The sequence below is a fragment of the Paenibacillus sp. UNC217MF genome (genome assembly GCF_000686865.1).
Taxonomy (GTDB): Bacteria; Bacillota; Bacilli; order Paenibacillales; family Paenibacillaceae; genus Paenibacillus_B; species Paenibacillus_B suaedae.
Genome location: NZ_JMLT01000010.1, coordinates 232,793 through 252,815, shown reverse-complemented (window position 1 = coordinate 252,815; position 20,023 = coordinate 232,793). Strand labels below are relative to the sequence as shown.

Sequence of the window (20,023 nt, the reverse complement as noted above, 5' to 3'; positions counted from 1 at the left end):
TCCCATCTGTCAGCAGAAAATATGGTATTAGACTGGGGCAAGAAAATTAAGTCCTAGACTGTCGCTGTTTCATTGAACTTACGAACCTGATCGAATATTACTTTTTAGGGCACTACTTAGCTATTTATAGACATATCTTTGTCCAGTGTTAATTCATGAAATGATTTCACGCGTAGTTGTAAAAATGGGGTGAACAATAATGTACAAGCCGAAGCTAACAATCCAATGCCACCCGCAAATAAAGCGAACCGCAAACCCATTGCCCCTCCTATCATCCCCCCAATTAACGAACCAAGCGGCAATGAACCCCACGAGATAAATCGAAATGTAGCATTCACGCGACCTTGCAGGGCATCGGGAACAATGACTTGACGTAAACTGATGGTACTAATGCTAAACATGGAGACACCCATTCCGAAAAGAAGCTGTCCGAGCATCATAATCAACGCAATACTTAGTTCTGATCCTACTGCTAATGGAGCAAGTAAACCGCCACTTGCTGCGAGCGTAGCGGAACCCACAATTGTTGGACCTACTCCATAACGACGTACAGCCCTTTGGGCAAGCAGAGAACCAAATAGGTACCCTACTCCTAGCGTTCCATAAATGATGCCAAGAATGCTTGCACTGATTTTAAGTTCTTGCGATGCATATAGAACATAAACACTAAAAATAACATTCCAGGAAAGGTTAAAGACTGTTGAGCAGCGTACCACTCCCCACAGCAACGGTTTGGTGTAAACCGTATGCAGCCCTTCTTTCATTTCCAGCCACATGTTTTTTTGTTTTTTCGCATCTGTCACAACTGTCTCCAACTTGCGAATCCGGGCTATGTACACAGCGGATACAAAAAAGGATACCGACGTGAACAATATTGCAAAAGGAGCGGTGATTAACTGTTCCAGTCCGCCTGATAAACCCGGCCCAGCAATTTGTGCGGTAGATTTACTTGTCTCTAGTTTGCTATTCCCATCAACAAGCTGCTCCTTGCTCACAATGGAAGGCAAAAAGGATGTATAGGCAACATCAAAGAAGACAGTACAGATACCAACTATGAAGGCTACCAAATATAGAACTGTAATATTCAGGAATCCGGTTGAGGCTGTCAGCGGCACAATGAGCAGTAATGCACCCCTGAAAAAGTTAGCGGCAACAAGAATTGGTCGCCGGGGAAATCTGTCTATCCATACACCAGCGAGCAAACCGAAAATAATAAATGGCGCATACTCGGCAAAACCAAGCAACCCCATTTGCATAGGACTGGCCCCTAAATAGAGAGCTGCCACTAATGGCATTCCTAATAATGCAACCTGAGTCCCAATCTGTGATGCAGTTTGCCCAATCCAGAGCCTGCGAAAATCTGTGTTCGTTAACAATCCTTCCACCTTGTTACTCATGCTCGTTCCCCCATTCTTCGACACAACGAATTGCCATTCGAATTTGCATGTGTAGTATAGGGGAATTTATGTTTCAAGATCATGCGCTTTCATTATCGCAAATAAATAAGCAAAAAAAAGAACCGCTTAGCTATGCCGCTAAACGGTTCTTATTCCTACATCTGAATCGATTCAATCATTTCATGAACGGCATTCTGCCATTCCCCTTGCTCATTAGCTGGAGCGCTAAATTGAATTTCAAGAAGAGCTCCATTTAGTTCCGCCCAACCGAGGAGACGATACATGTCTCCCTTCTGTGAAGGCATGATGACTTCATTGACTGCAATGTGCTTCCCATGAACGAGCAACGTTTCATTTTTCAACCACTCTAGCTTTTCTCCTTCACTGTCTTGTTCCAAAATCATCTTCATCTTTAATCGTGCCTCATCGATTCCAGCATCGGTCACGAGCTGTTCTGAATCATGCTGTATCTCAAGCTTAACTTTCTTGCTGCTATCCATATAAACAAGCTTCGAGTTCGAAGTCTCATTCGTTTGCGCCTCTAACCCCTGCGGTAGCTTCAATGACATCAAATTTGAGAATACGTGAATTCTTCCTTCTTCAGGAGCCTCAGTTTCCGCAGTCTTATTATCTTGTTCTGGTTGCCCCTGCGCCTGCTCCTCCTGCGGCGGAGTCAAAGAGACGTTCTTGGTCTCACCAGCATTCTTCTCCTTGCTGCCTGAGAAGCTGCAAGCAGACATGCTGACTGCTGCCGAAAGCACCAACAGAACCATCCGCTTTTTCAACCTGTTTCCATCATCCCTGTCCCTTCGCATTTACATCTCCCCCCCTCCGCGTCTATTCATTTAAAAAGGTCGTTACACGGTTTGCGATCAACTCCGCAACTGCTTGGGCCGATTTTTGACCGTTATAGTAAGCCTTCGCTTCTTCTTCGATAATCGATTGAACTTTCGAATTATCCATTATTGCGGTGTTCGAATCGGCCAGCATCTGCTTGACCATGTCAATGTCTGCCTTCTGAATCTGGATTGCGGATCCCGTTGGCGATTCGACAGTGCCTTTGTCCTCAAGCTTCTTGAGCATCTTCTCGTTCACCTTTTTATTGACAGAGAACCCTTGCAGGCCAGGCATGGTCTGTATTTCCTCAGACAATAAGAACTTCATGAAATCCCATGCTTCCGCCTGCACCTTCGAATTCCGATTCATCCCTAATTTCTTCAATGTCGCGAAGGTGCCTCCGGCCTGCTGCCCAGCCGCAAGCGGCTTGCGATAAATCTTCCCTTGCTCATAGAACATCGCTGGCGTACTGAAATAATCTTCCGGCGAAGTAATCAAATTAGGTGCAAAAAAATAATCTCCTGCGTTCACTGCCGCATCCGTCACTACCTTCTCCGCATACATCGTCTTCACTTGCTCCATCAATCCGACAAATGCACTGGCATCGAAGCTGGCGGGGCGCTGCTCCTCATTGACAACGCGAGCATAGTTATCAGCGAGCAGAATGTTCAACATCCTCTCAGGCGGCGTATTCCCCAACGAATACGTGTGTCCGCCGGACGCTGCCAAACGTTTGCCTACTTCCGTAAACTCTCCCCATGTCCATGTGCTGTCATCGAATGTTACGCCGGATTGCTGAATTGCCTTCGCATCGCCCATAAGACTGTCCATGGAAAACCGCAGAGGCAGCGCATAGAGACCTCCTCTCATCTTGGCTCCGTCCAGAATGTTCATCTCGTACGAATTAGAATCAAAGGCAGGGTCCTGCTTCATAAGTTCACTCAAGTTCACCAGCGCTTGCTTGTCTACGTATTTCCCAATCGGCAACCCGCTCACATTCAAGTCAATCAAATCGGCCCCTTTACCGGACAATAGCTCTGTAGTCGTGGTATTCACATACTTCTCCGCACTTCCTTCTTGATTGGAGCCTCCCCCTTGGCTGTATTCCTTGATTTGAATATCCACATTGGGATGCTTCGCTTCATACATCTTCTCAGCCTGAGCATACACAGGATCAGCTCCGGATACGGATACGACAACGACTTTCTTCCCGTCCCGTCCCTGCTGCCCTTCTTGCTTCGCCTCATCAGCCTGTTTGCCGGCACATGCTGCCAATGTCATCGCTATTGTTATTGCTACGAACAGACTACGTACACTCCTTTTTCTCACCCTGAATCGCTCCTCTCCATTCTTCATGGGATCGTTGCGCGCTCAGACGCATTAGATCCTTACACGTTGACCATCTGTTAATGGCTCACTGCTCTCGACAATAATCTGGGTTTTCGGGTATACCCCTTGTACCAGCGTTTCTTGGCCATTCGTCCCCCCTAATTGAACGGTAAGCTTGCTAGCAATAAAAATATTGCCCAGCGGGCCGGATTGCTCTTTGATAACAAGCACATAGCTGTCCTTCCCGGCCTGACGAATCGCTTGGTTCGATACGAGCATGCCTCCATCGCTCTTCTTCGTTTGTGTTAATTCCACACTTACGAGCTCATTCGCTTGAACATTCGGATGTTGAACCTTCACAATGACCCGTTGACTCGCATTTGCCTGAGATGCATTCCCTTCCGCTTCCCCTTGGAGGGAAGCCCCTCCATTAACGCTGGTCATCGGTCGAATGTCGGTAATGCTTCCTTCAACCGGAACATTTGCCTCCTCATGCTCGATTTGCACGCGCATCTTTTCCCCGGTACGCAATTCCCGGCCGAAGGCATCCGGGATGACAATTTCGAATTGATATCCTTGCTGCCTATTCGCCAAGCTGATATCTGCCCCTCCGCTTCCTGAAGGCAGCTTCGGCGTCGCTAGTACTTGTGTCACAACACCGTCAAAAGGCGCGATAAGGCGTCTGCGTTCAATCTCCTCCGACTTCAACGTGCTCAATTTTCGCTCTTGAACACCAATCGCTAATCGCGCACGTTCCAATTCCCGCTTCGTGCGGCGCGCCTGCAACTCGTCGTTATTTTGTACGGCTTCAATATAAGCCTCCTGCAAGTCAGCTAACGATAGCCGCTGCCCTGCAAGGCCCGCCTGTACATCCAGAATTTCCTGAGCAGCAGCAGGATTTTCATAGGTGATTAATGTCTGCCCCTTCGCTACGCGATCCCCCTCTTTTACATGAACATCCTTAATAAACCATTCCGCCTTGTTCGATAAATCGATATGCTGCCGTGGCATCAGCCGGGCCGTACCACGCCACGTGGTTACCAGCTCACCAACCCTTCCTTCCTCGGTTCGCACCTTTGGCAAATGTAACGTCAGCAATGTATTGCTCGCCAGGGTAAGGAAAAGGAGCAAGCTAAAGAAAAGGCCGGAGAGCCACACGATTTTTCGTTTTTTTCTTGCATCCAGCGCTGCTGTGAACCCTATAGCCATCCTGTCCCTCCTTTCATGAGCTACCCTTTGATCCCCGACATTTGAATCCCTTCGATAAAATAAGATTCCGCATACAAAAACAGGAGAACCATGGGCGTCATATAGATCATCGACGCGGCAAAGCCGATGCCTTGTGCTTCCTTATGAATTCTGGATAAATAGAGCGATAATGGCTGCTTGAATGCTTCCTCCAGGAAAATCAGGGGCTGCTCGACCATATTCCAATAATCGACGAACAGCAATACGATCAGCGCCGCAATCCCCGGCTTCATCAGAGGCAGCATAATTTGATAGAAAATACGATAATGACCCGCGCCATCCATCTGAGCCGCTTCAACCAGCGCATAAGGAATCGAGAGCATAAATTGTCTCAGCATGAACACACCGAATGCCGCGAATATCCCTGGCAATATAATCGCGCTAGCTGTATTCATTAGTCCCAACTTGTCAGCAATAATATAATTCGGAACCAAGGTCACTTGGAAAGGCATCAGCATCGTCAGCAAATACACCCGAAACCATCCTTCTCTCCCTCTGAACCGGAGTTTGGCAAAAGCGTACGCTGCCAGCGCACTGACAACGGTCTGTCCCGCAATAATTCCCACGACCATCGCGACGGAATTCCATAGCATGAACAAATACGTCGGCGTATCTAGCAAAACGCTCCCATACTGCTCGAAGGACAGCCAATCCGGGATAAGCTTCAGATTCACGAATACAGCAGGCTCTCCTTGCGTAACGACTGGCATTTGACCCACTAGACCGTAATTGCCGCGAATTTCATGCTCCGTCATCAGTGAATTTGTGAAAGTTATCACAATTGGAAATAGCATGATAAGCCCGATGCACGCCATTACCAGCGTGAACGACAGGTTCCGAATGAACCCCCTGTTCTTCATTCTTCCTCCTGTATCACTCCATAAATTGGGTGTATCGTTTCTCTATCCGAAGCAGAATCGTCACGATGATAAAGATAACGATCACCATAAGCGTCGCAGCCGCAGACAGCTTCTGTACATCCAGTCCGAGAAACATGTTGTTCATGTAGTGCTGAAGTGTATAGATGCTGTCATGTGGGTAATCTCCTGCGATCAGGTACGTTTCACGAAATATCTTGAATGTATTCATAATGGACATCAAAACGACCAAGACCATCGTTGGGGTCAAGTAGACAAGTGTAATCCCATAACATTGAAACCACTTGCCCGCCCCCTCCAATTCAGCCGTCTCATAATAATCTCGTGGGATGCTCTGCAGCCCTGCAAGGAATAAGATGATGTTGTAGCCGATATGCTTCCACAGATAGAACACGGAAATAACGCCTCTCGCCCAGTCCGATTTCATCCAATCTATCTGTTCAAGCCCGGCAGTGTGCATCCAGGCGTTAAGTGATCCATTCCAATCAAACAGCACTTGCCACACCATTACGACGGAGGCAACGGGTACAACTAACGGCAGGACATAAGCCATTCGAAGAAATTGACGCAAATAGAGATTCCGGTTCAGCACGAGCGCGATTCCAAGTGACAGCACTAGCATCAGCGGGACATTCACTACTGTGAACCAGAACGAATTCAAGGCGGCTTTGCGAAAGGAATCACTATTCAATAGTTCCTCATAATTGGCGAGTCCCACAAATGAACCGCCAACCGTTCGATCCAATACCGAGTAGACCAGCCCCATCCCAAACGGGATGAGATAGAATAAAGCAAAGCCGATGGCGCTCGGCAACAAGAACGTTAGAGCCACCATGCTCTCTCTTCTGCTGATACGATTTCGCCTCATGACTTCTCTGAAGGGGAGAATGCTACACTCATGCCTCCATCTTGGAGGTTCACTTGGAACAGCTTCTTGCCATCCTCAGCACGCTTGTAGGTGACGATGGGTTGCCCTATTCCTTGCGCTTCATCCCCATGGGCTCCTGTCATTTCAGCCTCATATCCATCAATAGGCACATCCAATTGCTTCAAGAATGCATTGGCTATCGCAATCGCTTCTGATTTCTGCAATTTCGCAGCATGCGCAGCGTATGGCTCTAAACCAATCGTTTGCACAAAATGAATTTGCCCTGTATCCACATCAGCATTGACTACAATCTCTTGATGCGGCTCCGCAAATGTCTTTCCTTTTTCCATTAAAATGATATTAAAGATATGGATCTTTTCTCCGGCTCTGATTCCCTTGGTAATTTGCGCGTTTGCGATGTCGAAGTTCTTCGTCTCAGGGAACCCACTGTAAATGCGCGCAAGCACTTCTTGTGCCGTTTTATTGCCGCTAATCTCATCCGCATATAAGTTCGTAATGACATAATCTGAATCCGCATCCTTCGTGACGAAGTTGCGCGCATCTTCTGTCCCAGATAGATTGAGCAAGGTGCGAATCTGTGCCGCTACGGTTGGACCGGTATAAATGATAATTGGCGCGAGGAGTACAACCGCAAGAACGCATGCTACCATACGAATGTTCAGATTTGATTTTGATGTTTCATTATTTTTTTCATTGCGATATCGCTCGTAAGAAGCTTCTTGAATGCGCTTCTGCATGTCAGATGGATTTTCCATTGCTTCCGCACAATCCTGAAGCTTATCGCGCAGTTGTTGTTCAATGGACATAAAGTTCCTGCTCCTTTGCTGATTCTAGATACGGGCTGAGCTCGCGAAGCTTCCCTAGTGCAGCATGATGCCTGGATTTGACCGTGCCCACGGGAATGTCCAGCAATTCAGCGATTTCATCGAAGGTATATTCGTGATAATAGCGCAGAATAATCACCGCCCGAAGCTTGTAGGATAGCTGGTGAACCATGGTCAATATCTCCTGATGGGTCTCGGCCTCCAAGATCCGGCGATCCGAGAACAGATGCTCTTCCCTCTCCAAGAGCCTCTTCTTCTCGAAGATTCGGAACCTTCTCCAGCTTTTGGTTCTCCACTTTTGTATTTGCTTCAGCACAATGCCATGCATCCAAAATCGGAAGGGGCGATTCGCATCGTAATTGCCGATGGATCGCCACAGCTGAAAATAAATCTCGTTCATGACATCCTCTATCTCATTTTTTTCCGTCATCAAAAAGACAACAGAGCGGTAGATTTCGGGGAATGACCAATCATAGATCACTTGGAACGCAGACGAATCCCCTTCCTTCATCCGTTCAATCCAGTGCTCGATATTGATATCTTTCATGAAAAAAGGGCCCTCCTTGGTAAGCTTACAACCTATATTGCCTCGATCATCTGAAAAGGTTCGGTACTTTTCTACTTTTTTTCTTTGTATTCGATTATATCGCTAATGAAGCCCTGCGTCGTCGTCGGATTCACACAGTTCAAAAGCAGCAGCGCATTAAGAAAGCAACATATCGGAAGGTTTTCATCTCGTGCTTCGTGCATACACGGACGGAGCATGGCAAGAACAGAAACCAAAAGGCGTGCAAGAGAAAAAATTCTTCTCATACACGCCTTTTTCATCTTTGTTCATTTCTCTATCAGATGCTGGATTAATTAAGTGCTGGATTATAAGGTACGAAACTTCAGCTTGGTGCAATCGATAAGGAACGAATACGTTCTTGTCTCCTTGGCTCCTTTTACGGATAATGCAAGCGACAAATTGACAATATCTCGATCCTGCAAGCCTTGATTGCGGATCCAGCCATGCAGTTCCTTCTTCGGACGAATCGTCTTGTTCGCAAAGTCCGGATTATCCGATGCAATTTCGACCTCTTCTGCCGTTCTCCCTTTCACGCCGATGTTCGCTTTAGTTGCTACTTTTTGCAAATCAAGTGTAACCTTGTCTTTATCCGAATTGTTTGTAATCGTTACTTCGAAGTCTGTAGCCTTTTCCGTAACCCGAATCGAATGAACCGTAACCTCTATATCGTTCACCGTATAGGTTACTGGCAGCTCGTCCAGCTTCTTGTCGCTGCTGCCAGAATTCGCTCCCGGCTTCTTACGATTATGAGTCTTGCCCTTTGACATGCCGCCATGATCGATAACGTCTGTACCGGCATTCTTTGGAATATCTTTATCCATCGGCGACATCGTTCGATTACCCATTGCCCCCGACAGTTCTCGCACTGGAAGTTGATTATCTATCGATACAGACAGCTTCTTTCCTTCCTCGTCAAGTCCGTACTCCTCAGCATAGGCTATTATCGCTGAAGTACCGAATGCGATTCCCGTAAACAAGATAGCGCCGCATAAGAAGCCTATTTTCCATGTCTTCATGCTGTATCGTTCCCCTCGTCTCTTTCTTCTTCTCCCGATGCCGATTCGCATATCACTCATTTATTCGACCATTCACATCGTGCTTCCATCCGTTTATCCTTATTGCCCGCTCCATCTCTCAACATGTATCACTAAGGTTTCATCCTGCTCTGCCTTATAGCTGCGTTCGACACGAGCCCCCGCTCCATCTACCTCCACGATTCCGTCTGCTCGACTCACTTGGAACAGCCAATCTGTATGCAGCGGGATGCGCAGGCGTGTCGCATATGCATCCGTGTTCGGATCGTACGTCAATGGGAACCAAGCGTACAGCTTGAGATCCTGCGGCGTACCAGGCGGCACATGGACAATGATCTCCAAGTCAACATGCGTACTGAGCTCCTCCACGATTCGCAGTGGCATCGAGGCTTCACAACAACCTTCAAATTGCACCGTTACTTCCGTAACGCCCGGGCGAAGCGGAATAACCGTACCATCATCCCGAACCTGCGCGATTTGCTCATCCTCCACACGGTACGCCGCACGAAGCGCTGACATCTTGAAGCCGGAATCGAACTCGATAATCGGATTCAGCCGGCACAGAGGCCCTGCGATCCCGACCTCTTGATCGCCATGCAGCGTAAGAGAGCAAGCCTTGCCGCCCTTGCCGAAGAAGTGAATGAGCGGTGCAGACACCCTCGCCGCCCAATCTTTCTCAACGTGAGCCGCTCCAGGTTCATAGAGATAGACAAGCTCATCATCTGCTTTGTAGCCAAGGCTAAGCAAACTTTCCGCTGCTTCGCGCACATGCTTCTCCATGACCAGCAGCCCTTCACGGCTGCCGACATCGATCCATATTCTCATGGGTGACTGCTTGGTGGTAAAAGTATGGTACAACGGCACTTCTTCCAACGTTTCAGGATAAACGCAATACAAGTAAGGCGAGATAATCCCCAGCATGCTGAATACGTCAGGACGCCGCAGCCCAATATGATACGTCACCTGTCCGCCCCTTGAAGAGCCCATTAAGGCCGTATGCTCCGGTTCTGGTCGCGTGCGGAATAAGGCATCCACATAAGGCTTGACCTCTTCAATCAGGAAGCGCTCATACTGATGGCCTCGCGGTTGGACTGAAAACTTGTCGTCCTGATAACGAACGCCCTCCAAGTCATGCGTGAACTCATCTGCCCGCTCCATCCCCATATTCGGAATGCCGACAATGATGATCTCTTCCATACGCTGTTCGGCAATCAGCTTATCGGCGGCAGCATGCACGTTCCATGAATAGCCGTTGAAGGCCGGATGAAAAATATTTTGACCGTCATGCATGTATAAGACTGGATACCGCTTGTTCGAATCTTGTTGGTAGCTCGGAGGAAGATAAATGAACAGTTCTCTATCGTTGTTCAGATGTTCCGAGTGAAATGTTTCAACGCGCAGTATGCTTGATCCGTACTTCGTGTTCATCGCTCCTCCACCCTTTCCGCCGCTAGATCAATCCAATTCTCGACTTCGTAATACAGCTCCAAACCATCAGTAACCGTAAATTTGCGATATGGCACTTCTTGTCCGTAACGATCCGTCTCATGTTTGCCCAAGCCACGAGAAATCCGGAACTCGAACGCCATATCCCGCGGCACCTCGAACGTGCCTCCATATTGCCCTTCATCGATCATTGGCAGCTCAATCCCTGCATACAGCCTTTCGGTAGGCGGCGTATTTTCGGGTACCTTTACGACCAACGTAACTGCAGCCTTCTCCGAAAGATATGGAATGACTGTAATATCTGCATGTGCCGTGAGCTGATCATGATGATAGATCACGCGCGTCTTGCCCGACCGCTTCGGAATGAGCGTTCCATCCACGGTTACTTCTAGGATGCGGGGATCGGCCACTTCATACCGAGCGTTCAAATCCGTCATGACAAAACCGCTGTCGTAATGAACGACCGCATTGAACCTTAGCGTCGGCCCCAGAATTCCGACTACATGGGAACCGTGCAGTTCAGCATGTACAGGCATGCCGATATCTCCGAAGAAATAAAGGAGCGGCGCATGAACCCTTGCGGCCCAATCCTTCTGCGCGTGTCCGGAACCGACGGCATAGTAATACATCAGATCATTCCCTGGCTCATATCCGATCCGAACGAGCGTGTCTACGACCTGCCGCACATGCTTCTCCATAACGGTAAAGCCTTCCGCATCACCGACATCCATCCAGATCTTGAGATCCTTCTTTTCCGTATAGATATGACTTAGCCAGCGATCCTCCATCGTATCCGGATTTACGCTAACGACGAACGGACATAATGCCCCGATCATGCCGAACGTATCCGATTGGCGAAATCCGATATTGTAGGACACCAAGCCGCCAGCGGATGACCCCATTAAGGCAGTGTGCTCCTTGCCTGGAAGTGTACGGTATTCTCGATCGATATAAGGCTTCACTTCCTCTACGAGAAACTGCTCATACCGCTCACCTTGGTTCGCTGTGTTGAATAGGTTGTGCCCATCCGGATTCGCATGCATGTACTCCGCAATCCGTGCATCTTCGATATGGGAAATGGCAACCACGATGATTTCCTTCATCCTGCCTTCGGCTACAAGACGATCAACCGTAAGATGGACATCCCAGGAGTCTCCCTTGTGATCCGCGAAAAAGGCATGCTGCCCATCGTGCATATAGAGCACGGGATACCGCTTCTGTTCGTTCGTCCGATAGCTCGGAGGCAAGTAAATAAATACTTTTCTTCTATTAGATAAGATCCTCGAATAAAACTCGTCGATCTCAATAAGACGTGATGAATCCACTACGCATTTCTCCTCATATATTGATCTACGAGGAGACTGGTAATTTCAAAAACTTCTCCTCGTGCACATACTCCACATCATCAATAAAGCTGTTCATAACGCCTACAAATGAATCGTATCTACTCAAGTCGAAAGTGACCCTCTCTGTATCTTGACCGAGAATTTCGGGACAGTGGCACGTGCACCATGCAATCAAGTTGGGATGGACTTTGGCGGCTTCATTGGCAATAAATTCGTTCAGTACGATGCCCGGTTGGCCATCGAACTTGGTCAAGAAGGACTCCATCCCCTGGCTGTGTTCATATACATGAATCCGTTCTTCCGGCAAACCCGATGCCTGCTTGATGACATCCGCCCATTGGTTATTGTTGTAGCGATCCATGATAAGAAACTGCGGAGCTTCATTCAGCAAATCGCGCGATCGTTGAAAGCCCGCTTCCACATCAGGCATAATTTTATGAAAAAGCGAGTCTTCAATATAACTGTCCACGACAAACACGGGTATCCCGAAGCCAAAGTAGGGCGTAATCGTCGCAAATCGCTCCTGATCCACATTGATTAAAAATACGCCGTCCAAATTCCGTTCCATAATAACCTTGTATGACGGTTCCGTATTGTCGATTTGCATATAAATAACATGATAGCCAAGCGCACTGCATTGCTGTTCGATCTTGCTTATGGTCTTGGCGTACTTCAAATCTGACCCAAGGCTTTGTTGATCGTCCTTGAATACCAGAATTCCAATCAAGCCCGACTTCTTTACTTTTAAAGAGCGGGCTGTTCGGTTCGGCACGTATTTGAGCTGCTGCGCGATTTTTAACACCTTGACGCGCGTCTCATTCGAAATGGATTGATTCTTAACGTCATTCAATATATAGGACACAGTAGCAATGGACACACCCGCTGCTTGGGCGATATCTTTTATCGTTGTCTTCTTCATCTTATTCGACCTCGCTTGGCTTAGACTTAAACGTTTAAGCCAATTAAAGCATACCGCCCATAGGGTGTCAATTTAGCCCTAGTCTCCCACAGAACATATCTAGTCGTAGCTTTATTTAGCTTCATTTATCTTGATTCAGTCATCAATACCATCCAGCCATACGCAGGCAAGCTAATCGCAACGTTGTTATTTTCAAACGTAAAAGATCCGTCTCCGAGCATCGAAGGTGATAACGACAACGAATTGGCCTGCTCCAACGAAAAGGAGAACGCTCCTGCCTGCTCGCTATTATTGAAGCAAATATACATTTGCTCGTCAGCATGCTGTCTTCGTATGACCAAGTGATCTCCGGACGCATAAACGAATCGGAATGAGCCTTGCCGCAGTGCTGGATGGGCGGTACGCAAAGCGATCAGTTCCCGATAAAAACGCAGCAGTCCGCCATTCTGCTTCTCCTCTTCCCATACCATGGGCTTCCGGCAATCCGGATCCGGCCCGCCTGTCATGCCCACCTCGTCCCCGTAATAAATGCATGGGGCACCGAGGAATGTGAACTGGAACAGCGCTGCAAGCTTCATTTTGCGTTCATCTTGAGCCATGGTTAACAAACGCGGGGTATCATGGCTGCCCAATATCGTGAAGGTAGCTTCACCCACTTGCTTCGGATAATCAGCCAACAGCCTGTTCACTTGATAAGAGAACTGTTCCGCATCGATTGTCCCTTTTGCAAAGAAATCAAGAATAGCCTCCGTAGCCGGATAATTCATGACCGCGTCAAACTGATCGCCGCGCAGCCAAGGCATCGCATCATGCCATATCTCACCCAAAATATAAAAGTCCGACTTCAATCCTTTGCATGTTCTGCGGAACTCGCGCCAGAAATCATGGTCGATCTCATTCGCAACATCCAATCTCCAGCCATCGATATCGCATTCCTGAATCCAATATTGCGCGACTTCAAGCAGGTAGGCTTTGACTTCGGGATTGACCGTATTCAGCTTCGGCATGTGAGATTCGAAGGCGAAGCAGCGGTAAGATGCTCTCGGCTCCCGCACGAGCGGAAATTGCTCGATATGGAACCAGTCCCGATAGCGTGATGCTTCCCCATGCTTCATAACATCCTGGAACGGGGCGAACCAATAGCCGCAATGATTGAATACCGCATCCAAGATAACGCGAATCCCCCGGTCGTGGCAGGCCTTCACCAGTTTCTTCAACAGGGCCACGTCGCCAAACTGCGGATCCACCTTCAAATAATCCGTCGTGTCATATTTATGATTCGTCTTTGCCTCGAACAACGGGGTAAAGTAAATGGCATTAACGCCAAGCTCGCTGATGTAATCCAGACGATCCAACACCCCTTGGAGATCACCGCCGTAGAAATCATCCTGCCCCGGATCGTCGGCTGTCCAAGACCGCACCTGTTCAGGATCATTGTCAGGGTTCCCGTTGGCAAACCGATCAGGGAAAATCTGATAGAACACCGCATCCTTCACCCACGCCGGCGGCTGTAGCACCTCGCTTGACCATAAGAACGGATAGTCGAAAAACGTCAGTGGATCAGCTAGCTTTTCGGCAACGAATCCCTTTTCCGTATACCATATCGTCTGCTCGCCCGCAGCTAATTCAAAGGCATAACGAAGCCGCTTGTGCGGAGGAGCTACCTCCACATGCCAATAATCGAACAGTTCGTCGCTACCCATGATGAACATGGCAGCTTCCCTTACGGTCTTGTCCCAATCGTATTTATCACCATACAGAGCTGTGACTGACCGAAGATCGCCTTTCTTCGCGCGCAGCCGGATATGGATCGTGTCGTTATCGTAAGAATAGCAGTATGAATTTCCGGGTCTGTGGTAGATCGCTTCCAGTAACATAACAAACTCCTTTTTAAGTCGCTTTTGATCACGAAGATTATTCAAGGTGTAAACTCGACATCGAATCTTGCATTCACTCTCGAATTCCGCTGCTCTTTCTTCGAGTTCTTGCAACCTTCTCGGTGCTGAAAACCGACTTTTAGACACTAATTTATGGTCGCTTTTGATCACGAAGATTGCTCAGGATGTACCCCTGTCGTCAGCCTTTGTCTGCACCTGCCGTCATCCCATGAATGAGATACTTCTGGAAATACATGTACAGGAACGTAATCGGCAGCGCTACAAGAACGGCGCCAGCAGCGAAGGTCGTAAAGCTTGAATTCGTCTCGTTCGCCACCATGTTGTACAAGCCTTGGGCTAGCGTCATCTTCTCAGATGATCTGAGCACGATTTGCGGCAGGATAAAATCCATGAATGGCGTAATGAAGCTGTTCAATGCAACAAACGTAATTGCAGGCAAAGACAATGGCAATATGATTTTGAACATCGTCTCAAGGTGGCCCGCGCCATCAATATAGGCCGCTTCCTCCAAGCTTTTCGGAATCGTGTCGAAATGGCCCTTCATGACCCAAGTTCCCATCGAAATAGAACCGCCCGCATAGATGAGAATGAGACCCAAATGCGTATCAAGCAGCTTCGTCTGCATCAGCAGCACGAAGATTGCCATGATGGACAGAAAGCCCGGAAACATTTGAAGAATGAGCAATGTCATTAACCCTTGCTTTCTCCCTTTGAATCGAAAACGGGAAAATGCATAGGCCGTCGCTGCCACCAATGTCGTTGACAATGCCGCATTCGCAAGAGCGATCGTGACTGTGTTCGAAAACCAGAGCACGAAATCCGTATTTCGAATCAGTTCCGTATAATGAGCGAGCGTGGGCTGATCAGGAAACATTCGGCTTACCATTAAGGAATTGCCCGGGTTAAGCGAAGTTCCAATCACCCAAATCAGCGGATATACCGTTGTCAGGAGCAGCACGGCAAACACCGCGTAAATGCCCGCCACGACCAAGTTGTTCAAAAATTTAGACATTTAGACCATATCCTCTTCTTGAGTTATCTTCATCCGCCGATAGTTCCATAAGGAGAATACGGTGATAAAGACGAACATAATGATCGAGACAGCAGAGGCCATATTGAACTGGCTTTGATTCAACGTCATCTTGAATATCCAAGAGATTAAAATATCCGTGCTGCCCGCGTAATAATAATCAGGCTGGGTCGGATTGCCGTCCGTTAGCATGTAGATCAAATTGAAGTTATTGAAGTTAAAAGCAAATTGCATGATTAAAATCGGTGCCGTCGCCGCCAATACCAACGGAAGCGTCAGCTTGACGAATCTCTGCGTTCCCGTTGCTCCATCCACAGCGGCAGCTTCGTACAAGTCCTTCGGCATTGTCGTTAATACCCCTGACATCAATGCCATCAGGAACGGAGTGGAGAACCACAAGTTCACGAGCAGAATCGTAAACTTGGCCATTGTCGGATCAGACAACCAAGGTACTGGCGCGAAGCCGAGCTTGGTGATCATATCGTTCACAGGTCCGAACGAACCGTTCAGCAGCACCCTGAATACCAGAATCGATATAAATTGCGGAACCGCCCACGGCAAAATGAACATCGTACGCCAAAACTTTTTGAATTTCACTTTGGGATGGTTCACCATCAATGCTAGCAGAAGCCCACTAAAAAAGACGGACACCGTAGAGGCCGCAGCCCAGATGATGTTCCACACCGAAATGCCGAAGAAGGTGTTGCGCCACGCTTCTTGTGCAAATAAATCATAAAACGAGCTTAGCCCCGTCCAATCTACTAAGTTCCGGTCGGGAATATGGTTCGGAGCCGAATAGTTCGTGAAGGCAATCAGCACATTGAAGATGAGCGGCACTACCGTTACGAACAGCACGAAGCAGATAGAAGGCAGCAGCAGCAGATATGGGAAATGCCGAAGCTTCGTCTGCTTGATGGATTCGATGAACCCCGGAGCAGGGTGTCCTTCATCCCGCAATGCTCCGTTTCTCTTTGCGTCATAAATATTCAGGACATAGCACCCGGCGAACAAGAGAATGAGCACCAACGTAATAAGTCCTTCAATCATCATGAAAATAGAATGATCGCCTTTGAACACTTGTCCGGCAACCACCTTCGTAGGCGCGTCGCCTAACGTTATCAGCCCTCTTATTCCTCGATAAGCAATCGGATAGTAGATCCAAAAGAATAACTGTGCCGCGATCATCCACAGCAAGCCCTTCATATACTGCTTGTTGTACAGCTGGCCTAATCCGATACACACAGCGGAGAATACAGCCGCTTTCGTCCGATGCCGACGGGCACCTGTTGTCAGTTCCATTCGGAAGACCGCCTTCGTCGATTTTTTAGATGTAGTTTAAAAAGTCCGATTTTGAGCACCCTATTTTTTTGTCTGAATCGCTGTATTGATCTGCTCGACTGCCTTCTTTAAAACTTCGCCTGGTTGTTGATTGTCATTCCATATTGCAGCAAGGGCAGCCCCCGCCGGCACCCATACGTTGCCCATTTCTGGGATGGACGGCATTGGAGCAGAATGCTTCGTTTGTTCCAGAAAGGCAAGTGCGTTCGCATTCCCCTTGATGCTCGGCTCCTCCATCATGTCTTGTCTCGGCGGCAGCTGTGTTGTCATTTCATATCGCTTGACGAGATTTTTGCGAGAGGTCGCATAGCTCGCGAACAGCTTCGCAGCAACCGGATATTCGGTATAGGAACTCACATACAGCGCCCGGATGCCGGACATGCTTCGTGGATGTTCTCCATTAGGCAGCAGAGGAAGCGGCGCCACTCCGAAATCGATGCCCGCGCTCTTCACGTCCGTCATGAGCCAAGGCCCTCCTATGATAGCAGCTGTTTTCCCTTCCATGAAAAATCCGGTAATGATATTGTCGTTCATATCGTTGCTGTTGACAGGCAGTATTTTTTTCAAAGATTGAAAGAACTCGGCTCCTGCAATCGATTCCGCATTGCTCAAGCCGATATCGCCAGCATCCTTCCCTCCATTGCCAAAGATGTATCCCCCGTAGCCTGCCAGAAACGAGTAAGACTGATACAATTGCCCCACATTCCACATAAAGGCGTACTGTTTGTTTTTTGGATCGTTATACGTATCAGCGAACCGAATGAGCTCTTGATAAGTGGCAGGAGCTTTATTCAGCAGTTTTTTATTGTAGTACAGCGCGTACGTATCGATCGCGGTTGGAAAACCGTAGAACACCCCATCATAGGTGACACCTTCTAGGGCGGAATCCATAATTTGATGTTTCATTTGTTCGTCGTACACATCATTTTGCAGCACGAGTCCAGCCATGACTGCATTCCCCAAATGATCATGCGGCGCGGAAAACACGTCGGCCCCGATTCCGGCTGGTCCATCCGTCGTCAGCTTCGTGACAGCGTCGATTGACGGAACCGCCACTACTTTTACACCAATCCCATATTCCTGTTCAAAATCTTCTGCGACCGCTTTCAAAAAATCTAGTTCAGGCCCCTTCGATTCCCATACGAGCAAATGGGCTCCCTTCTCCGGCTGCGATCTGGCTTGCCCTTCTCCCTGATGTGCATTCTTCCCTTCAGCTTCCGGAGATGTTGAGGTCGCATGCTGTACGCCGCAAGCCGAGAGCAGTATCATGGTGCACAATGAGACCATCAACATTGAAATGAAGAAGCGTTTAGACACTTTCTTCCCCTCCCATCCCATCTATTAGTTGTTGAATTCAAGCAGAAACGTTTTTCACATCATGACAGGTTAACTCAACTTAAACGTTTAAGTAATTTCAGTAACATGATAACTTCTAATGCCCGATGCCGTCAAATAAAAATTGTGGAACCAGGGACAACATGAAGAAAATAAGCTGCTGTTCGTAGTAAGTTCCAAAAACAAAAACCCCCGTATCCGCTAGGGACACGAAGGCTATGACGATATGAATGTCGGAATTAGCAATCAAAATACAAACTATATTCTTGCGGATGGATGCGGATCGCTACGGATTTGGCTTCCTTGCGTTTGATATGCAAATAATTTTCGATAAATGCTTTGGTAAATACGCCGCCTTCAAGCAAGAATTCATAATCAGCTTCAAGCGCATCAAGTGATTCTTCCATCGTCGCTGGAACGCTGCGAATCTCACGCTTCTCCGCATCCGACAGTTCATAAATATTGCGGTCATATGGACCATAACCAAGCTCTGTAGGATCCAGCTTGCGCTTGATTCCGTCGAGACCTGCCATCAACATTGCAGCGAAGGCCAGGTATGGATTCGCCGTAGAATCCGGTGTACGGAACTCAATCCGGCATCCCTTCGGTGTAACAGCCGCTACCGGAATACGTACAGCCGCAGAACGATTGCCTTTCGAGAACACAAGATTTACAGGCGCTTCATATCCCGGCACAAGTCGCTTAAAGGAGTTCGTGCTCGGATTCGTCAATGCGATAAGCGCTGGCGCGTGGTGCAAAATTCCGCCGATATAATGCAGTGCCATCTCGCTCAAGTTCGCATAGCCGCCCTTTTCATAGAACAACGGTGTATCGCCGTTAAAGATCGATTGATGCACATGCATCCCGCTTCCGTTATCCCCGAACAGCGGCTTCGGCATGAAGGTCGCTACTTTCCCGAAGCGGCGTGCCGTGTTGTGCACAATATATTTATACTTCATCAGGTTATCCGCAGTACGCGTCAGTGAATCAAAGCGGAAGTTGATCTCGCCTTGCCCTGCCGTTGCAACCTCATGGTGATGACGTTCAATGCGAAGTCCTGCTTCTTGCAGCAGGCTGCACATCTCACTGCGCAAGTCTTGTTGTGTATCGATTGGCGCTACGGGTACATATCCGCCTTTTGTATGAATCTTGAAGCCCAGGTTCCCTCCCTCTTCCTTACGGTTCGTGTTCCAAGAAGCCTCTTCGGAATCGACGAAGAAGGAAGAACTGTTCATTGTATTCTCATAACGAACATCATCGAAGATGAAAAATTCAGATTCTGGCGCAAAGTAAGCATCCGTGCCTACTCCTGTGGTTGCCAAATACTCTTCCGCCTTCTGTGCAATGCTGCGAGGATCACGCTCATAACGCTCGCCGTCAGGCGTGAAGATGTTGCACATAATAATGAGCGTCGGACGTGCCGTAAATGGATCGACATAACTGCTCTCCGTATCTGGCATCATGACCATATCGGATTCTTCAATTCCACGGAAACCAGTAATCGAGGAACCGTCAAACGCAACGCCGTTCTCGAACGTGCTCTCATCCACTTCGGATGCAGGCAAGCTGATATGATGCGCACGACCTAACAGATCAATAAAACGAAAATCCACATACTCAATTTGTTTCTCTTTCATTAACTCCAACACGGTATTGACTGACATCTCGATTCCTCCCCAATCCGAACATTTCATATTCTTTTCATCC

Annotated in this window: 17 protein-coding genes; all 17 read right to left on the bottom strand. The window is 48.1% G+C overall.

The genetic code is table 11. From position 1 onward, the window contains the following. Nucleotides 1-116 precede the first annotated feature (116 nt). Nucleotides 117-1,397, bottom strand: a complete 1,281-nt coding sequence (locus BP95_RS0108410; RefSeq protein WP_028531892.1) for an MFS transporter — start codon at nt 1,395-1,397, stop codon at nt 117-119. Between the two features lie 155 nt (nt 1,398-1,552). Next, a complete protein-coding gene (locus tag BP95_RS0108405; RefSeq protein ID WP_028531891.1) occupies nt 1,553-2,212 on the bottom strand; it encodes a hypothetical protein in 660 nt (219 codons plus the stop codon). Between the two features lie 22 nt (nt 2,213-2,234). Continuing rightward, entirely contained in the window at nt 2,235-3,563 is a 1,329-nt protein-coding gene (locus BP95_RS0108400; RefSeq protein ID WP_028531890.1) for an ABC transporter substrate-binding protein, read from the bottom strand. A gap of 51 nt (nt 3,564-3,614) precedes the next feature. Further along, entirely contained in the window at nt 3,615-4,772 is a 1,158-nt protein-coding gene (locus BP95_RS0108395; RefSeq protein WP_028531889.1) for an efflux RND transporter periplasmic adaptor subunit, read from the bottom strand. A gap of 20 nt (nt 4,773-4,792) precedes the next feature. Continuing rightward, the gene (locus tag BP95_RS0108390; RefSeq protein ID WP_028531888.1) at nt 4,793-5,671 is read right to left on the bottom strand and encodes a carbohydrate ABC transporter permease; all 879 of its coding nucleotides are present in this window, start codon (nt 5,669-5,671) and stop codon (nt 4,793-4,795) included. Nucleotides 5,672-5,684: 13 nt separating this feature from the next. Then, nucleotides 5,685-6,524, bottom strand: coding sequence for a carbohydrate ABC transporter permease (locus tag BP95_RS0108385; protein WP_036666848.1), 840 nt, complete (start codon nt 6,522-6,524; stop codon nt 5,685-5,687). 29 nt (nt 6,525-6,553) lie between these two features. After that, on the bottom strand, nt 6,554-7,384 hold the full coding sequence (locus BP95_RS0108380) for a hypothetical protein (RefSeq protein ID WP_028531886.1): 831 nt from the start codon (nt 7,382-7,384) through the stop codon (nt 6,554-6,556). Continuing rightward, on the bottom strand, nt 7,374-7,949 hold the full coding sequence (locus BP95_RS0108375; protein WP_028531885.1) for a sigma-70 family RNA polymerase sigma factor: 576 nt from the start codon (nt 7,947-7,949) through the stop codon (nt 7,374-7,376). The genes BP95_RS0108380 and BP95_RS0108375 overlap by 11 nt, the downstream gene beginning before the upstream one ends. A 326-nt stretch (nt 7,950-8,275) precedes the next feature. Beyond that, on the bottom strand, nt 8,276-8,986 hold the full coding sequence (locus BP95_RS0108370) for a hypothetical protein (protein ID WP_021253975.1): 711 nt from the start codon (nt 8,984-8,986) through the stop codon (nt 8,276-8,278). A 99-nt stretch (nt 8,987-9,085) separates the two neighbouring features. Then, nucleotides 9,086-10,432, bottom strand: a complete 1,347-nt coding sequence (locus BP95_RS0108365; protein ID WP_028531884.1) for an alpha/beta hydrolase — start codon at nt 10,430-10,432, stop codon at nt 9,086-9,088. Beyond that, complete coding sequence (locus BP95_RS0108360) at nt 10,429-11,775, bottom strand: alpha/beta hydrolase (protein ID WP_021253977.1); 1,347 nt, start codon at nt 11,773-11,775, stop codon at nt 10,429-10,431. The genes BP95_RS0108365 and BP95_RS0108360 overlap by 4 nt, the downstream gene beginning before the upstream one ends. Before the next feature lie 25 nt (nt 11,776-11,800). Further along, nucleotides 11,801-12,715 (bottom strand): LacI family DNA-binding transcriptional regulator, encoded by a 915-nt coding sequence (locus BP95_RS0108355; protein WP_021253978.1) that lies wholly within the window; start codon nt 12,713-12,715, stop codon nt 11,801-11,803. Nucleotides 12,716-12,840: 125 nt separating this feature from the next. Then, nucleotides 12,841-14,592 carry a glycoside hydrolase family 13 protein gene (locus BP95_RS0108350; RefSeq protein ID WP_028531883.1) on the bottom strand — a complete coding sequence of 584 codons (1,752 nt, stop codon included), beginning with the start codon at nt 14,590-14,592 and terminating at the stop codon, nt 12,841-12,843. A gap of 199 nt (nt 14,593-14,791) precedes the next feature. Further along, nucleotides 14,792-15,625 (bottom strand): sugar ABC transporter permease, encoded by an 834-nt coding sequence (locus BP95_RS0108345; protein ID WP_021253980.1) that lies wholly within the window; start codon nt 15,623-15,625, stop codon nt 14,792-14,794. Further along, nucleotides 15,626-16,942, bottom strand: a complete 1,317-nt coding sequence (locus tag BP95_RS0108340) for a sugar ABC transporter permease (protein ID WP_021253981.1) — start codon at nt 16,940-16,942, stop codon at nt 15,626-15,628. Nucleotides 16,943-17,002: 60 nt separating this feature from the next. Beyond that, the gene (locus tag BP95_RS0108335; RefSeq protein ID WP_028531882.1) at nt 17,003-18,298 is read right to left on the bottom strand and encodes a sugar ABC transporter substrate-binding protein; all 1,296 of its coding nucleotides are present in this window, start codon (nt 18,296-18,298) and stop codon (nt 17,003-17,005) included. Nucleotides 18,299-18,555: 257 nt separating this feature from the next. Then, nucleotides 18,556-19,980: a type I glutamate--ammonia ligase gene (gene glnA, locus BP95_RS0108330; RefSeq protein WP_028531881.1), complete on the bottom strand. Its 1,425-nt coding sequence runs from the start codon at nt 19,978-19,980 to the stop codon at nt 18,556-18,558. Nucleotides 19,981-20,023 lie beyond the last annotated feature (43 nt).